General features: G+C 32.4%; 11 protein-coding genes. 3 read left to right on the top strand and 8 right to left on the bottom strand.

What is annotated here, in order from left to right; translation table 11 throughout:
• Positions 1-90: 90 nt before the first annotated feature.
• Both FUA26_RS13365 and FUA26_RS13360 read right to left on the bottom strand, forming a co-directional pair.
• Positions 91-954, bottom strand: coding sequence for a sigma-70 family RNA polymerase sigma factor (locus FUA26_RS13365; protein ID WP_027137161.1), 864 nt, complete (start codon positions 952-954; stop codon positions 91-93).
• A 173-nt stretch (positions 955-1,127) separates the two neighbouring features.
• The gene (locus FUA26_RS13360) at positions 1,128-2,576 is read right to left on the bottom strand and encodes a glycosyltransferase (protein WP_147137113.1); all 1,449 of its coding nucleotides are present in this window, start codon (positions 2,574-2,576) and stop codon (positions 1,128-1,130) included.
• 291 nt (positions 2,577-2,867) lie between these two features.
• On the opposite strand from FUA26_RS13360, the gene FUA26_RS13355 reads away from it, so the two are divergent.
• Positions 2,868-6,092 (top strand): choice-of-anchor D domain-containing protein, encoded by a 3,225-nt coding sequence (locus FUA26_RS13355; RefSeq protein WP_147137110.1) that lies wholly within the window; start codon positions 2,868-2,870, stop codon positions 6,090-6,092.
• A 58-nt stretch (positions 6,093-6,150) separates the two neighbouring features.
• On the opposite strand, the gene FUA26_RS13350 is transcribed toward FUA26_RS13355, so the two are convergent.
• Both FUA26_RS13350 and rpsO read right to left on the bottom strand, forming a co-directional pair.
• Positions 6,151-8,400 (bottom strand): polyribonucleotide nucleotidyltransferase, encoded by a 2,250-nt coding sequence (locus FUA26_RS13350; RefSeq protein ID WP_147137108.1) that lies wholly within the window; start codon positions 8,398-8,400, stop codon positions 6,151-6,153.
• 306 nt (positions 8,401-8,706) lie between these two features.
• Positions 8,707-8,976: a 30S ribosomal protein S15 gene (gene rpsO / locus FUA26_RS13345; RefSeq protein WP_147137105.1), complete on the bottom strand. Its 270-nt coding sequence runs from the start codon at positions 8,974-8,976 to the stop codon at positions 8,707-8,709.
• Positions 8,977-9,160: 184 nt separating this feature from the next.
• On the opposite strand from rpsO, the gene FUA26_RS13340 reads away from it, so the two are divergent.
• Positions 9,161-10,264, top strand: a complete 1,104-nt coding sequence (locus FUA26_RS13340; protein WP_147137102.1) for a sensor histidine kinase — start codon at positions 9,161-9,163, stop codon at positions 10,262-10,264.
• Between the two features lie 59 nt (positions 10,265-10,323).
• Here the strand turns inward: FUA26_RS13340 and accD are convergent, their stop codons facing one another.
• The 3 genes from accD to tamL form a co-directional block, all read right to left on the bottom strand.
• Positions 10,324-11,181 (bottom strand): acetyl-CoA carboxylase, carboxyltransferase subunit beta, encoded by an 858-nt coding sequence (gene accD / locus FUA26_RS13335; RefSeq protein WP_147137099.1) that lies wholly within the window; start codon positions 11,179-11,181, stop codon positions 10,324-10,326.
• A 241-nt stretch (positions 11,182-11,422) separates the two neighbouring features.
• Positions 11,423-12,490 carry a class II fructose-bisphosphate aldolase gene (gene fbaA, locus FUA26_RS13330; protein ID WP_147137096.1) on the bottom strand — a complete coding sequence of 356 codons (1,068 nt, stop codon included), beginning with the start codon at positions 12,488-12,490 and terminating at the stop codon, positions 11,423-11,425.
• Between the two features lie 118 nt (positions 12,491-12,608).
• Positions 12,609-15,149 (bottom strand): translocation and assembly module lipoprotein TamL, encoded by a 2,541-nt coding sequence (gene tamL / locus FUA26_RS13325; RefSeq protein ID WP_147137093.1) that lies wholly within the window; start codon positions 15,147-15,149, stop codon positions 12,609-12,611.
• A 234-nt stretch (positions 15,150-15,383) separates the two neighbouring features.
• On the opposite strand from tamL, the gene FUA26_RS13320 reads away from it, so the two are divergent.
• Entirely contained in the window at positions 15,384-16,103 is a 720-nt protein-coding gene (locus FUA26_RS13320) for a TrmH family RNA methyltransferase (protein ID WP_147137090.1), read from the top strand.
• Positions 16,104-16,134: 31 nt separating this feature from the next.
• On the opposite strand, the gene porT is transcribed toward FUA26_RS13320, so the two are convergent.
• Positions 16,135-16,863 (bottom strand): type IX secretion/gliding motility protein PorT/SprT, encoded by a 729-nt coding sequence (porT, locus tag FUA26_RS13315; protein ID WP_147137086.1) that lies wholly within the window; start codon positions 16,861-16,863, stop codon positions 16,135-16,137.
• Positions 16,864-16,867: the final 4 nt, after the last annotated feature.

Genomic DNA, 16,867 nt, shown 5'->3' with positions numbered 1-16,867 from the left:
CGCGGTAATCAGCCGCGGGTTCTTTCATCAATCAAAAAACGAACAGTTATGTGTAACTGTTGTGCTTGTAATTTAGGTGTTATAAATAAACTATCCTAAATAAGTTTTTAATATTTTACTTCTAGATGTATGTTTTAATCTACGAATAGCTTTTTCTTTAATTTGTCTTACACGTTCCCTAGTTAAATCAAACGTTTCACCAATTTCTTCAAGTGTCATTGGGTGTTGGTTTCCTAAACCAAAATACAGTCTAATAACATCAGCTTCTCTTGGTGTTAGTGTTTCTAAAGCACGTTCAATTTCTGTGCGTAAAGACTCGTGTAATAATTCTTTATCTGGGTTTGGAGATTCTCCACTGTTTAATACGTCGTATAAGTTAGAATCTTCACCTTCAACTAAAGGAGCATCCATACTTACATGGCGCCCAGAGTTTTTCATAGATTCTTTTACATCATTAATAGTCATGTCTAGCTCTTTTGCTATTTCTTCAGCAGAAGGCGGACGCTCATGGCTTTGCTCTAAAAAGGCAAATGTTTTATTAATTTTGTTAATAGAACCAATTTTGTTTAATGGTAAACGTACAATTCTAGACTGTTCAGCTAATGCTTGAAGAATAGATTGACGAATCCACCATACGGCATATGAAATGAATTTGAAACCACGTGTTTCATCAAAACGTTGTGCCGCTTTAATTAGGCCTAAGTTACCTTCATTAATTAAATCTGGTAAAGTTAAACCTTGGTTTTGGTATTGTTTTGCTACAGATACCACAAAACGTAAGTTAGCTTTTGTTAATTTTTCTAAAGCTACTTGATCTCCAGCTTTAATGCGTTGTGCTAACTCAACTTCTTCGTCGGCAGTAATAAGGTCTACCTTACCAATTTCCTGTAAATATTTATCTAACGAAGCGGTTTCTCTATTGGTAACCTGTTTCGTAATTTTAAGTTGTCTCATTTAAAAGTCTCCTGTAATTTAATTGTGAATATATAGGGCATTCAGTGGTTATACGTAAATAAGTCGGTTTTTGTTACAAAAAGTTTCAAATTATTTTTAACCGTCTGTATTTTAGACACTAAACCTTGTGAAAAGTCACAATTAAAATACGTTATAAAACTTTACAGCTACTATTAATTAGTTAATTTTGGTTGTAATGTAATAACTTTTGAGTCTTTTTTCTCATTAGAGATACCGCGTGTTAACCAACCTCTTTTATTTGCCGTAGCAATGGCGTATGGTGTAATCCAGAATAATCCAAAGGTGTGTAGTAAACTGTATGAATAAATCCATAACGATTCTTTTAAATTATATTTTTTAGAATAAAATAATACTGGAAACGTTGATAGAACTAAAATACTAACCAATGTTGAAGTTAAAAATAATAACGGATGGGTTGCAACAAAATAAAGCATAAATAATAGAAACGGATAACTCATAATTATTTTATAGGCTTGATTAAAAAATAATAATCTTGCACCTGCTTTTGTACCTTCTCTAAAGTTTGTAAAAACATATTTTGCCATTTCAATGTTTTCTCTAACATTACTGCGTGCCCACCTAATAAACATTTTGTATAGGTTTTTATATTTTTCTGGAACGTTCGTGTAGGCTACAGCATTGCTTTGAAATAATACATGGTTACCTTGGTTTAGAATCATGTTAGTCATGGCTCTATCTTCACCAATGTCTGATGCTTGCCCCATAAAGGTTTGGTTAATCCATTTAGGTAGTATTTTAAAAACAGCACTACTACGGTAAGCAGCAAGCGCTCCGGGTGTACATAAAACGGTATTTAGTGTGCTTTCAGCAGAACGAACAAATTCAAAACTTAAAACAAAACTAACATCTAACATTTTTGGTATTATAGTTTTGTGTTTGTTTAATACTCTAATATTTCCGGCAACGGCACCTACTTTTTTGTTGGTAACAAATGGGCTAACTAAATTTCTTAGAGTTTCTGGTGTTACAATAGAATCACTATCTACAGTAACAAAAACATCACCAGTGCCTAAGTTAAAACCACGATACAATGCATGCCTTTTACCTTTGTTTTTTGGTTGCTTATAAATTTCTAAAGTAGCCCCTAAATCTATTTTTGCTTTTTGCATCCATTGCCAAGTATTATCTACACTACCATCATCAATAGAAATAAGCTGTAGTTTTTCTTTAGGGAAATCACTGTTAGTTAAACTAACAAGTGTGTCATAAACTTGTTTACCTTCATTGTAAGCGGGTACTATAACGGTTACATTTGGTAGTTCGTCATTAGTTACTGATGCTATTGGTTTATATTTAAAATAACGAAATAACATAAATATGAAAAACAGCACTTTAAAAGCCAATAGGCTAGTGGCAATTACCATAAAAGTAGCGCCAAAAAAGTTGCTAGTACGTTCTGTATTAAATTCTAAAAAATCATTTTGAAGTATTACAAAAAAGTAAGCAGCTGCTAGTAAAACTAAAAAAGTACCAGTTAAAATAAGTTTGTTGAATAGTTTGTTTTTTGAAGCTTCAGAAATTTGATTAGTTGAGGGCTTGTTTTCTTTTGTGGCTTTTAATAACATAAGTATTGTGTTCATGGTTTAACAATTAATTTTTGTTTTCACTGCTTTTACGAACAAATACTTTTTTTAGACTTTTTGTTTTTTCTATTTGTGATTATTTTAAGAAATATACTGCATTTCAACCATGTAAATGTTAAAACGTTAGTTGTTTATATGTTGTTTCTTTAATATTAATTCATCGTTAAAAACCTTTTTTTTTCGTTTAAAAAACAAAAAAGAAGTATATATATTACATTTATTAGTGTTTACATTCTATATTTGTGATACCAATCAAAATAATAAATTAACCCTAACACCTTAAAATCAATGAAATCAAAATTACTTTTTCTAGCATTATTTGCTAGTACTATTTTTGCTAGTCATTCTCAAAATCAAAAACTGTTTTTTATAGATGAGGATAATAGGCAGTTAAAAACAATAAACACTAACGGTACTAACGAAAATTTATTTTTTGCCAAAACAGAAGCCTTATCTTCAAGATATTTGGCTGTAAACAATACAACACAAGAGTTGTTTTTTTCAACCGGTTCTCCTTATAGCATTTATAGAAAGAATCTTAGCGGTAGTGTGGAAGAAAAAATATATACTTCATTAAATAGTACATCAATTTATGGTATAGCCGTAGACGAAGCTAATTCTAAAGTATATTGGGCAGAATATGAAACTATAAAACGTAGTAATTTAGATGGATCTTCTGTAGAGACAATAATAAATCAAAGTACCGATGTATATTTTCGTAATGTTGCCATAGGAGGAAGTAAGCTATATTGGGCAGAGCGTTATTATAATACTTCTAACTTTTCAAATACTTATTACATAAAGCGTAGTAATTTAGATGGTACTAGTACAGAAACCTTACATTCTGAATATGTGCCATCAGGACAACTTTATGTAAATGAATTGGGTACTATTTATGGTATGCAAGTAGATGCTACTAATAATGTGTTGTATTGGGCATCATCATCGGCCGATGGTATATTTAAAAAGAATAGTGATGGCACGGGAAGTGTTGTTAAAATTTTAAACGATACTTATGTAAAATCACCAAGGGGCTTAGCTATTGATGTTGCAAACAATAAATTATTCTGGACAGATTCTGATTCTAGTTTTGATAATTTAAGAAGTGCTAATTTAGATGGTTCAAATGTTACAGTATTGTCAACTACTTCAGATGATCCTTATGGGTTAGCGTTAGCGTTAGTAAACGAAAACCCGTCTGGAAACCCAGAAATTGAAATACAGGGTAATAGTTTAAGTATTGCCAATAATGATGCAACACCAAATACAGATGATAATACAGATTTTGGTAATGTTGCTTTAAATAATAATTATAAAGATTTTTACTTTTTTATTAGAAATTTAGGTGGCGCAAATTTAAGTATAACAGGATCACCTAGAGTTAGTATTACAGGAGTTCATGCGGCCGATTTTACTTTACAAACAGATGTTGCTACAACAATAGAATCTACCAGTTCTAGTTATTTTATAATTAGGTTTGATCCCTCTGTATTAGGTGAAAGAACAGCAACTGTTACTGTAAATTCTAATGATGCAGATGAACCATCTTATACATTTTCTATTAAAGGAACGGGTAATGTTTCTAGTGGAGAAATAGGAACAAATGATGTTAGATTAACAACACATACCACGGGGGCGAGCCTTGATAATGAAGACCCTTACATTGCTTACGACCCTACATTAAATAGGTATTTACTAGTGTATGAAGGAGAGGTAACAAATGGTGAAGAAGAAATCTTTGGACAATTTATTGATGCAAACGGAAATTTAGATGGCAGTGCGTTTCAAATTTCTAAATCAGGAAATAATGGCGTAGCTGATATTGATGCTTTTAACCCAAAAGTAGTATTTAATGCTGTTTCTAATCAATTTTTAGTGGTTTGGAGAGCAGACATGGGAACAACAGCTCAAACCGATAGCGAAATTTTTGCGCAAATAATTAATCCAAACGGTTCTTTTGTTAATGGATTTGATACAGGCCAAATTAGAATATCTCAAAATGGGCCAGAAAATAATGATACTTATGCCCCTTCAAATGCTGAAGTAACAGTTAATACAAGTAATGGCAATTACTATATAGTTTGGCAAGCTCCAACCGCAAGTAACGCCGAAGTAGAGATTTTTGGAACCATTTTACAGAGTAACGGTACATTAACTAACGGATTAGGAGGAAAGGTACAGCTAAGTTCGTATACGGCTTCAAATTTAGCCCCAGCTGCACCGCATGTAACTTATAATCCTGTTACAAATCAATATTTAGTGGTGTATTATGCGGATTACCCAAGTAATGGCGTAAATAATGTGTTTGGGCAAATAGTTGCAGCAAATGGCAGTTTAGTTAGTGGTATTAATTCTCCAATAACTATTACTAATGTAGGTTCTAGTAGCGATGCCGATAACCCAAGAGTTGTTTACAATAACTTATTAAATGAATACTTTGTTGGCTACCAAACAGATCATATAAATACAGATAATGAAGAGGAGATTTTCGGACAGCGTATTGCATCAAATGGTACTTTAATTAGTACACCAATACAACTTAGTTTTGCGGGAATTGATGGTGATGGAGAAGAAACAGGTCCTTACTTTGATTTTGCCTATAATACAGTAGATGATCATATTTTAGTAACGTTTCAATCTGAAGAGCCAGGAAGCAATTCGTATGATATTTTTGCAACAACATTAGATGCTTCAAACTATATTAAATTAGAAACTCAAAGTAGAGTTAGTGATATGGGAGATACCAACGGGGATAGTGATTTTTCGGCCCAAAAACCTAAGCAGGTTTTTAATATTACATCTCAAAACTTTTTTATTGTTTGGGAAGGAGATGATACTGTACCAGGTAATGGAGAAGATGAAATTTTTGGTCAATTATGGCAAGTGCCTCCAACAGCTGAGATAGACATTAGGGGAAATACAGTTAGTATTGCCGATGGAGATACTACACCCGATACTACTGATAATACAGACTTTGGTAGTGTAGCAACATCTTCATCAATAATTAAAGAGTTTACTATTTATAATACGAATACAGAACAATTAGTTTTAAATGGTACACCTACAATTGATATAACAGGAACTAATGCCGCAGATTTTGTTGTTACTAAACAGCCTAATTTAGCTATAAATGCAGGAGAGTCTACTACTTTTGAAATTACCTTTACACCAACAGCAATTGGCGTAAAAACAGCAAATATTAGCATTGCTAACAACGATGTTGGTGAAAACCCTTATAATTTTAGTATTCAAGGAGAAGGTGAAAATACTTTAGATGTAGAGTTGCCAAAAAAGGAAGAGTTTTTGGTGCTTTACCCAAATCCAGTAGATAATTATTTATACGTTAAGGGATTAAAAGAAACTACCAGTTTTTCGGTTGTAAATATTATTGGTAAGCAAGTTTTAAGTGGTAAGGTTAAACCAAATACGTATGTAGAGCTAGAGAATTTGGTTCATGGAGTATATATTATAAAACTTAAAGGTCATTCACCTGTAAAATTTATAAAAAAATAAAACCAAAATAAAACCCGGTAACTTATGCTACCGGGTTTTTTATATTCATAAAAGAAAATTAATCGTCTTTTCTATCTTCTCTAGGCTTTCTATCGTCTCTACGATTACCTTTGTTGCGGTTGTTATCACGACCACGATTGTTGTCTCTATTACGATTGTTATTATCGCGTTTAGGTCTATCTTCCCAACCTTCTGGTTTGGGTAAAATTGCTTTTCTAGACACTTTTTCTTTACGTGTTCTTTGGTCTATACCAAAGTACTTAACGTCAAATACATCGCCCATGTTAACAACATCACTTACATTTTCTGTGCGTTCCCAAGCTAACTCGCTTACGTGAAGCAATACTTCATTACCTGGCGCTTCAGTATATTCTACTACGGCACCAAAATCTAGCATTTTAATGACTTTTACCTCGTAAATGCTACCAACTTCTGGTTTAAATAACATAGCATCAATACGTGCTAGTACAGCCTCAATACCTGTTGAGCCAACGCCTAATATTTCAACAATACCTTCTTCTGTAACAGGGTCTTCATTAATAACAATAGTAGTTTCAGTCTCTTTTTGTAATTCCTGAATGTTTTTACCACCCGGACCAATAAGTGCACCTATAAACTCATTTGGTATACGTCTTGTAACCATTTTTGGGGCATGACCTTTAACATCTGCATTTGGTGTTGCAATAGTATCGGTTAATTTACCAAGAATGTGCATTCTGCCTTCCTTTGCTTGGTTTAATGCGTTTACTAAAATCTCGTAGCTTAAGCCCTTAATTTTAATATCCATTTGGCAGGCTGTAATACCATCTTCAGTACCAGTAACTTTAAAGTCCATGTCGCCTAAATGATCTTCATCACCTAAAATATCAGATAAAACAGCATAACGTTCACCATCAGAAATTAATCCCATAGCAATACCAGAAACTGGTTTTTTAAGCTGTACACCAGCATCCATCATAGCCATTGTACCAGCACAAACAGTTGCCATAGATGATGAACCGTTAGATTCTAACACCTCAGAAACTACTCTTACAGTATATGGGCAATCTTCAGGAACCATGCGTTTTAATGCACGTTGTGCTAAATTTCCGTGTCCAATTTCACGACGCGAAGTACCTCTTAAAGGTCTAGCTTCACCTGTTGAGAAAGGCGGGAAGTTATAATGTAAATAAAAACGCTCTTCACCTTCTAACGATGGGTTGTCAATCATGTTAGCTTCACGCGATGTACCTAAGGTAACCGTTGCTAAAGCTTGTGTTTCACCACGTGTAAATATTGAAGAACCGTGTGTAGATGGTAAATAATCTACCTCACACCAAATTGGTCTAATCTCTGTAGTTGCACGACCATCTAAACGGATACCTTCTTCTAAAACTAAATTTCTAACGGCGTCTTTTTGTACTTTACTAAAGTATTTTGATACTAAACCGCCAACCTCTTCAAGTTCTTCTTCGGTAAACTCAGCTTTTAAAGCGTCTTTCACTTCAGAAAAAGCCAAACCTCTATCATGTTTAGATGAAGCGCTTTTTGCAATCTCATAACATTTATCATAAGCAAACGCTTTTACTTTTTCAAGTATAGCATCATCTTCAGCTTCTGGTTCATATTCACGCGTTTTTTTAGCGCCAACTTGGGCAACTAAACGTTTTTGAGCTTCAATTTGAATTTTAATAGCTTCGTGGGCAACTTTTATAGCCTCAACCATTTCTTCTTCAGAAATTTCACTCATTTCACCTTCAACCATCATCACAGAATCTTCTGAAGCACCAATAACCATATCAATGTCAGATTGTTCTAATTGTGACTGGCTAGGATTAATAATGAATTCACCATTAAGTCTAGCAACACGTACTTCAGAAATAGGTGTTTCAAAAGGAATGTCACTTAATTGAATAGCTGCAGATGCTGCTAAACCAGCCAATGCATCTGGCATTACATCTTTATCTAAAGACATTAATTGAATCATTACCTGCGTTTCAGCGTGGTAATCTTTCGGGAATAATGGGCGTAATACACGGTCTACAATACGCATTACTAAAATTTCTTCGGTGCTAGGGCGCGCCTCACGTTTAAAAAAACCGCCAGGGTAACGTCCTGCCGCAGCAAATTTTTCACGGTAATCTACCGTTAATGGTAAAAAATCTACATCGGCAGCATCGTAGTTTGATACAACTGTACAAAGCAACATAGTGTCACCACATTGTACAACAACACTACCATGAGCTTGTTTTGCTAGTTTTCCGGTTTCAATAGTAATTTCTCTACCGTCACCAAGGTCAATAACCTCTTTAAAAGTTTGTGGAATCATAAAATTTTTTAATTCTAATTAAACAATGGTCGTTGTGTTGTTGCGGTTGTTGTGTGTGGCAAAATTTGCCTAGACCAATGAAAAACTATAATTAGCTTCTTATATACCAGGATATTTAAACTCTTCCTGATGTTTAGAGTTTTATTTTTTTGGCGTTCCCCGAAGCTTCGGGGTCGGGCTTTACGCTATATCTTTTTTTTCGTACCTCAAAAAAAGGATGCCGCTTCAATCCCTAACGCACCCATCAGCTAAGTTCAGGGCTAAAACAAAAAACCACGCTAAGTGCGTGGTCTTTTTTTATTACGATTATTTTCTTAATCCTAATTCTTTAACTATGGCACGATATCTTAAAATATCTTTCTTAGTTAAGTAATCTAACAACGCTCTGCGTTTACCTACTAACTTTACTAATGAACGCTCAGTGTTAAAATCTTTTCTGTTATTTTTTAAGTGCTCAGTTAAGTGGTTAATTCTGTAAGTAAATAATGCAATTTGCGCCTCCGCTGTACCAGAATCGTTTTTACCTTTTCCGTGTTTTGCGAAGATTTCTTCTTTCTTTTCTTTTGTTAAATACATGCTAATATTATTGTAAATGATTTTTATGTATATGAAAGACCATCTTTCAAGCGGCAAATATAATTATAATTAAATTTTAAATAGCAAAAAACATAAACTTTTTAAAAAGTAATATTTTCCTTGTTAAATGTGCTGATAATCAAATATATTTTCTATTTTTAGGTAAGCTATTACATTATGACGTATGAGGAAAAATATAAGCCTTGACGCTGATAGGATTTTTGAAAACATATTTAATTATGCAAGTGGGGGAATTGCAATAGTTAGTTTAAAAGGCGATTGGATAAAGGTAAACAACAGTATTGAGAAAACTTTAGGGTATACTAAAGAAGAACTCTATAACTTAACATTTCAGGAAATTACGCATAAAGACGATTTAGATTTAGATGTGAGTCTTATGCAATCTCTACTAAGAGGTGAAATTGAAAGTTATCAAATAGAAAAACGGTATTTTCATAAACGTGGCCATATAATATGGGCACTACTCTCAGTGTCTTTAGTAAGAGATGATTACCATAGGCCATTACATTTCATATCGCAGGTTAGTGATATTTCACAACAAAAAAAGGCATCGGTTGGTTTGCAAAACATGCTTGATGTAGCAAAAGAACAAAATACACGTCTGTCAAATTTTGCTAACATAATAACCCATAATTTAAGAACACACGCTTCTAACCTAAAAACGCTGTATAGTTTTATTGAAGATGAAGAGAATGGTTTAATTGCCAAAAGTGAAAATTTTAGTTTCTTAAAAGAATCTATATTAAACTTAAATGAAACAGTTACGCATTTGGCAGAAATTGCAAAAATTAGAGCCGTTTCTGATGATAAAATGGAACGTGTTAATTTAAGATTATATGTTAAAAATGCTATTTATAATGTTAGTGCTTTAGTTAAGAATATAAACTTTACTATAGAAAATAATGTGAAACCAGACCACTATTTAAGAGTAATACCAGCTTATTTAGATAGTATAATTCTTAATTTTTTAACCAATGCCATAAAATACCGAAGTACTAATAGGCCCGGAAAAGTAGTATTATCTAGTTTTTTAGAAGATGACTATGTAGTGTTGTGCGTAAGAGATAATGGTATTGGAATAGATTTAGATAAACACGGTAACCACATGTTTGAAATGTATAAAACATTTCATAGAAATAAAGATGCTATGGGCTTAGGTTTGTTTATTACAAGAAACCAAATAGAATCAATGGGTGGTTATGTTGAGGTTGAAAGTGAAGTAGGTATTGGTACAAAATTTTTAACATACTTAAAAAAGAGCGCATAAAAAAAGCGCCCAAAATAGTATTTATATTTAGGCGCTTTTAATTTTTTTATTTCTTGTAATTATGCTCTTATTGGCATATTTAATATTAAATCTAGATACTGATTTACTTTATTTTTTAATTCTTTTCTTAAAGTAATAAAATCTAAAAAACCATGTTCTAACAAAAACTCTGAAGTTTGGAAACCTTCAGGTAAATCTTGTCCGGTAGTATCTTTTACAACACGTGGGCCTGCAAAACCAATTAAAGCACCAGGTTCACTAATATTAATGTCTCCCAACATAGCAAATGATGCTGTTGTGCCACCAGTTGTAGGATCTGTACACAATGAAATATATGGTATTTTGGCATCAGCTAATTGCGCTAGTTTTACTGATGTTTTAGCTAATTGCATTAATGATAATGCGGCTTCCATCATTCTTGCACCGCCAGATTTTGAAATAATCATTAATGGTACGTTGTTTTTTAATGAGTAATCTGCTGCACGTGCTATTTTTTCACCAACAACACTTCCCATAGAGCCACCAATAAAACTAAAATCCATACAAGCTACTACTAAATCACGGCCTTTTGATTTTCCAACGGCGGTTCTTACGGCGTCTTTAAGTTTTGTTTTTTCTTGAGCTGCTTTTAAGCGTTCAGGGTATTTTTTTGTGTCTTCAAATTTCAAAGGGTCTTTAGATTCTAAATTGGCATCTAATTCTTTAAACTTGTTGTCATCAAAAAGTATTTCAAAATATTCTTTGCTACCAATACGTACATGGTAACCATCTTCTGGACTTACGTAAAAGTTTCTAGCTAGTTCTTCAGTATCAACAATTTTACCTGTTGGGGTTTTGTACCAAAGACCTTTAGGAGTGTCTTTTTTTTCTTCGGTAGTTGTGGTTATTCCTTTTGTTTTTCTTTTAAACCAAGACATATGATTTATAATTTTAGGTTTACGGTTGTTTACCGTTTTATGTTTCTGGGTTTTAGGGTTACTTTTAATGCAGCTTAATTTTAAGTGCTCATTACTCTAAAAGCCTGAAGGCAAAATTAAGGCTTTTTTTAATTTTGTGGTAACACCATGCTGTTTTTATTGTAATGCATGCATACTAAATGTGTTGTACAAAAAAAAGCTCTGTTAAAAACAGAGCTTTTTTTATTTTGTATTACGTTAATTATAACGTGTTTACATTGTTTAAGTCTTCAAAAGCTTTCTTTAAACGCTCTACAAACGTTTTTTCGCCTTCGCGTAACCAAACACGCGGATCATAATATTTTTTGTTAGGTACATCATCACCGTCAGGGTTTCCTATTTGAGCTTTTAAATATTCAGCTTTTGTACCCATGTAATCTCTAATGCCAGTCATAAACGCATATTGTAAATCAGTATCAATATTCATTTTAATAGCACCGTAGCTAATACTTTCTCTAATTTCTTCAACAGTTGAACCTGAGCCACCGTGGAAAACAAAGTCTATATGGTTGTGGCCAACACCATATTTTTCAGCGATGTATTCTTGTGAGTTTTTTAAGATTTTTGGTGTTAATTTAACGTTTCCTGGTTTGTAAACACCATGAACATTACCAAAAGCTGCTGCAATAGTAAATTGGTCACTTACTTTACTTAATTCTTCATAAGCGTAAGCAACTTCTTCTGGTTGTGTGTATAATTTTGAATCATCAACATCGGTATTATCAACACCGTCTTCTTCACCACCAGTAATACCTAATTCAATTTCTAGCGTCATGTTCATTTTGCTCATGCGCTCTAGGTATGTTTTACAAAGCTCAATATTTTCTTCAATTGGCTCTTCTGATAAGTCAATCATATGTGAACTGAATAATGATTTACCAGTTTCGGCGTAGTGTTTTTCACTAGCATCTAATAAACCATCAATCCAAGGTAATAATTTTTTGGCACAGTGGTCTGTATGTAAAATTACAGGAACACCGTAAGCCTCAGCCATAGTATGAACGTGTTTAGCACCAGCAATAGCACCTTGAATAGCTGCTTTTTGCCCATCATTACTTAAGCCTTTTCCTGCGTTAAATTGTGCGCCACCATTTGAGAATTGAATAATAACAGGAGCGTTTAGTGCTGCTGCAGTTTCTAAAACACCATTAATTGCGTTAGAGCCTATTACATTTACAGCTGGTAAAGCAAATCCTTTTTCTTTTGCTAGTTTAAAGATTTCTTGTACCTCATAACCTGTAGCAACTCCTGGTTTTATATTATGTGCCATTTTATGTTGAATTTAATTTGAATTTAATGTTTTCAAAAGTAATTAAATTTTATATAAAAATATGTGGTTTTTAGTATGTTGAAGATAATTTAAAACTAAAACGTTATAGTTTTTTGTTTTAGAATGGGTAGTTAATACCTATGTTGTAAACAGCATTGGCAAAGTTATAATCATTAAACCACCTATTGTTATCTGTATATGTTGGGTTATAGGTTTTAAAACCAATATCAAACCTAAAAACGAAAAAGCTAAAATCATACCTTAAGCCAAAACCAGAACCAATAGCAATGTCTTTTAACGCGCTTAAATTGTTAAAAGTAGCGTTGGGGTCATCAACATCATCAAGTACATTCCAAATATTACCAGCATCAACAAACAATGCGCCGTTTAAGTTTTCAAAAATATTAAAACGTTGCTCAATATTTAAAGCTAATTTTAAGTTAGCTTCATTAAATTCATTGGCAGATTCTGTACTACCAGGCCCTAAACGGTAGGCAGACCATGCTCTGTTGTCATTGGGGCCACCAGCAAAAAAACTTTTTGAAAACGGTATGTTTGATGAGTTGCCATACGGTATAGCAATACCAAAAAAGCTACGTAGTGCTAGTACATTTTTTGAACCCAAATCCCAGTGTTTTGTATATTCTATTTCGGTTTTAGCATATTGTGAAAAAGCAACATCTAGTAGTTTGTAGCGGTTGTTTTCATCTTTTTTTAGTCCTAAAAGGCTTGAGGCGTTTGCTAATAAGTTGCCTGCAAATTCTATTTTGAATCTGAATATTGAAAAATCATCATCAAAAAGATTGGTTCTTTCGTCTTTTGTAAAACTAAAAGCTGTAGATAGTATAAGGTTGTCTTCGGTTAAACGTTCTTTACGTTCATTAATACTATTAATATTGCTTCTTTGAGCGTTTGAAATTTCAGAAGGCGTAGGGTTTGAAAGCGCGTAGTCTATAAATTCTTCGGCTTCATTAACCATATTTTCAGCGTTTGGTAAATTCAAATCATCATCAGTGTAATTAACATCTTTAGCAATATTATTTAATAGTGAATATGAATTTTGGTAAACTTCAAAATAATTATTTGTATTTAAATTTCTGACATATTGTACGTTAAATAAATCTAGTTTATTGGTTATTTTGCTACTAGGAAACCAGTTGTAATTTAAGGTGCCGCTTAATGATTGTTTATCTAAACCAATGTTAGTTTGACTTGATAGCGCTATGCCAATGCGGGTGTTTGGAGACATGTGCTTGGGTATAAGGCGCTCTGTGTAAAATGGTGATAGTAGTCTTGGTATGGTTAGTTTTAAATCTAAACCATATTCAATAATATCAAAAAATGGGTCAGCATCATCTTTGTTGGCATCAATAGAAGCTCCAATAGCACCAATTGTTGAAATTTGAAGTGTTTCTGCTCCTCTAAAAATATTTCGTATTTGTAAACTTGGGTTTACTGAAAACCCTACTTTTTGAATGTTACTTGTAGAAACATCGGCACCTAAACTTAGGCTAAACTTTTTTAATGGCGCTAGTTTTATGGTGCTTGATAGTGAGTTGTCTAAATTTTCAACATACTCAATATTAGGATATTTAAATGTGCGTAGTTGGTTTAAATGGCGGTATGTTAGTGTGCGGTCAGAGTCTCTGTAAATGTCACCTGGTGTAATAAAAATAGCGTCTGTTAAAGCTCTGGGTTTATAGCGCATTTTGCCGTAGCTGTAAAGGTTGTAGCCACCAAACCTAATTGAATCTTGAAAGGGTTGGCTTCTTTTGTTAAACGTATAATCTGTAATAATGTTTACTTCTCTAATATCGTATATGTTAAAAGGTGTTCTTTTAATAGAGTCGGGCGTTCTTATGGCTCTATTGCTAATTAAAACATCAATATCAACATTGTCATTTTCTTTATTATGAATAACATCAAAGTTTATGTTTTCTTGAGTGAAATGATATACTCCAGAATTTCTGAATAAATTAGTTAAACGATCTCTTTCATTAACAAGGTGTACATCTCTATACTGTTCATTACTATTAATAAAGCTTTTTTCAGTTGAAAATTTATAAATAGAATCAACCACTTTAGAGTTTATGGTTGTGTAAATGGAGTCTATAATTTTGGGGTTGCCAGTAGTAACATTGTAAGTAACACTGGCACGTTTATTATCATTTTTATCAATATTATAAGTTACTTGGTTGTTAAACCATCCATTGGCTTTGTAGTAAAGTTCTAGTCTGTTTTGCGATTTTTTGGTTTTATTTTCATCTAAAATAACAGGAGCTTCGCCCGTTTTTTTTAGCCAATTATTAAATCCAATTGATGATTGTTTAAGGTTATCAACCTGTTTTTTTGAAAGTGTTTTAGTTAAGCGTTCTCTACGGTTTGGTTTCTCATCTAACCAAGCTTCAAAAAGCGAGTCTCTATTTTTTCGTGCTAAATTGTATATATGAAGCCTTAATGGCGTACCTAAAATTTTACGGTTAGGGCTTTGTACAATAAGGTTGTTTATTGCTTCTGTATTATTTTTTTTATCATTAATATTTACAGTGTTTTTGGTTAATAAAAACGCGTTTTCGGGCACTCTTTTTGTGGCTTCGCATGCAGTAAATAATGTAATACAAACAAAAAGTGTTATTATCTTTAAAACCTGTGCTTTCAAATGAAACTATAATTTGTGTTTATTGAAGTTTAGCTAAAAACTGCTCAAAAATACACTATTTAATGCGTTTAATTTTTTTTGAATTCTTAATTTTCTCAAAAAATTGAACATTAAAGGTGTTTTAAAAGCTATTTGGGTATTTCTTCATAAATTATTAAACATTAATGCTATAAAAATGGCCTATAATAAAAGTAAGCATCTATTTTTGTTTCTTTATAAAAACAAATTGGTTACATGTTATCAAAAAACCAGATTAAATTAATAACGCGTTTAAAGCAAAAAAAATATAGATTAGAATTAGGTTTTTTTGTTGTTGAAGGTATTAAAACAATAAAAGAACTTTTACAATCTAACCTAGAGCTACACATGTTATTTACTACACAAAGCTTCAATTTTGATGCCAAAAATGAAGTAATAATAACAGATACAGAATTAAAAAAAATTAGTTTTTTAAAAACGCCAAATACAGCATTGGCTGTTTTTAAAATTCCTGATGTAAAACCAATAGATACCACACAATTAATTGTAGCTTTAGATGATGTTAGAGACCCTGGTAATTTAGGAACAATAATTAGACTTTGTGATTGGTTTGGTATAACAGATTTGGTGTGTAGCAACCAAACAGTAGATTGTTTTAACCCAAAGGTAATACAAGCTACAATGGGGTCTATTACTAGAGTAAATATTAATTATGTTGATTTAGAAAGTTTTTTAAAACAAGTAGAATTACCAAAATATGGTGCTTTTATGGAAGGTAATAATGTTTATAAAACTACCTTACCAAACAAAGGTGTTTTAATACTAGGAAATGAAGCCAACGGCGTAAGTAATTCTATTGAAAACTTAGTAACTAATAAAATTTCAATTCCAAGGTTTGGGGTTTTACAAGCAACCGAAAGCTTAAACGTAGCTACTGCAACAGCTATTTTATTAAGTGAATTTAGAAGAGGTTAAATGTATACAAAATAGATGATTTTGTTATTGTTTATTGAAATGTGAAGTTTACAAAAACACCTCTAGTTTTCATGCTGTTAATGTTGCTTGTCCATGGGCTATTAGGGTCTTCATCTCTAACTAACTCGTCATTTAAACCAAATACACCGCGTATTGAAGGCGTAAATTTAAAATTGTACAAATACAAATCTATACCAAAACCAAGTTCATAAAACAACGCATTCTTTTTGGTTCTAAATTGGCCATTGCTATTATCTTCAGGGTTATCTTCATTACTAGATAAATTAAGTGCAGTTGAAAAACCACCTACAATAAAGGGCTTAAAGTTATTTATACGTTTTGTTGAAACTTTTAAAAGTAAAGGCACATGTATGTATGTAGATTTAATTTCTCTAACTAAATCGTTTTGGTTTATTGTCATGCCCGTAAAATATGTTTGGCTGTAATGTAGCTCTCTACTTGTAATAAATAAACCAGGCTCTAAACGCAAGTCTAAAAAGCTGTTAATGCGTAAATTACCAATAAGCCCAACGTTAAATCCAGCATTACGTTTTACATAAATATCACGAAGGTTTTCATTGTAATCAAAATTAAAATCATATTGACTAAAACCTAAAAAATACCCCCAACGTAATAAATTATTATCAGTAGAGCCACGGCCTTGATTGGCATCATAGGTTACTTTTTCTTTTTTGAAAAGTTGTGCGTTAGTAGTTTGTATTACTAGTAAAAATGATATTAATGCAAAAAACTGCTTCATATTA

The organism is Seonamhaeicola algicola (assembly GCF_007997385.1).
Lineage (GTDB): Bacteria > Bacteroidota > Bacteroidia > Flavobacteriales > Flavobacteriaceae > Seonamhaeicola > Seonamhaeicola algicola.
The sequence above is the reverse complement of the archived record's forward strand: the minus strand, read 5'-3'. Positions and strand labels throughout refer to the sequence as shown.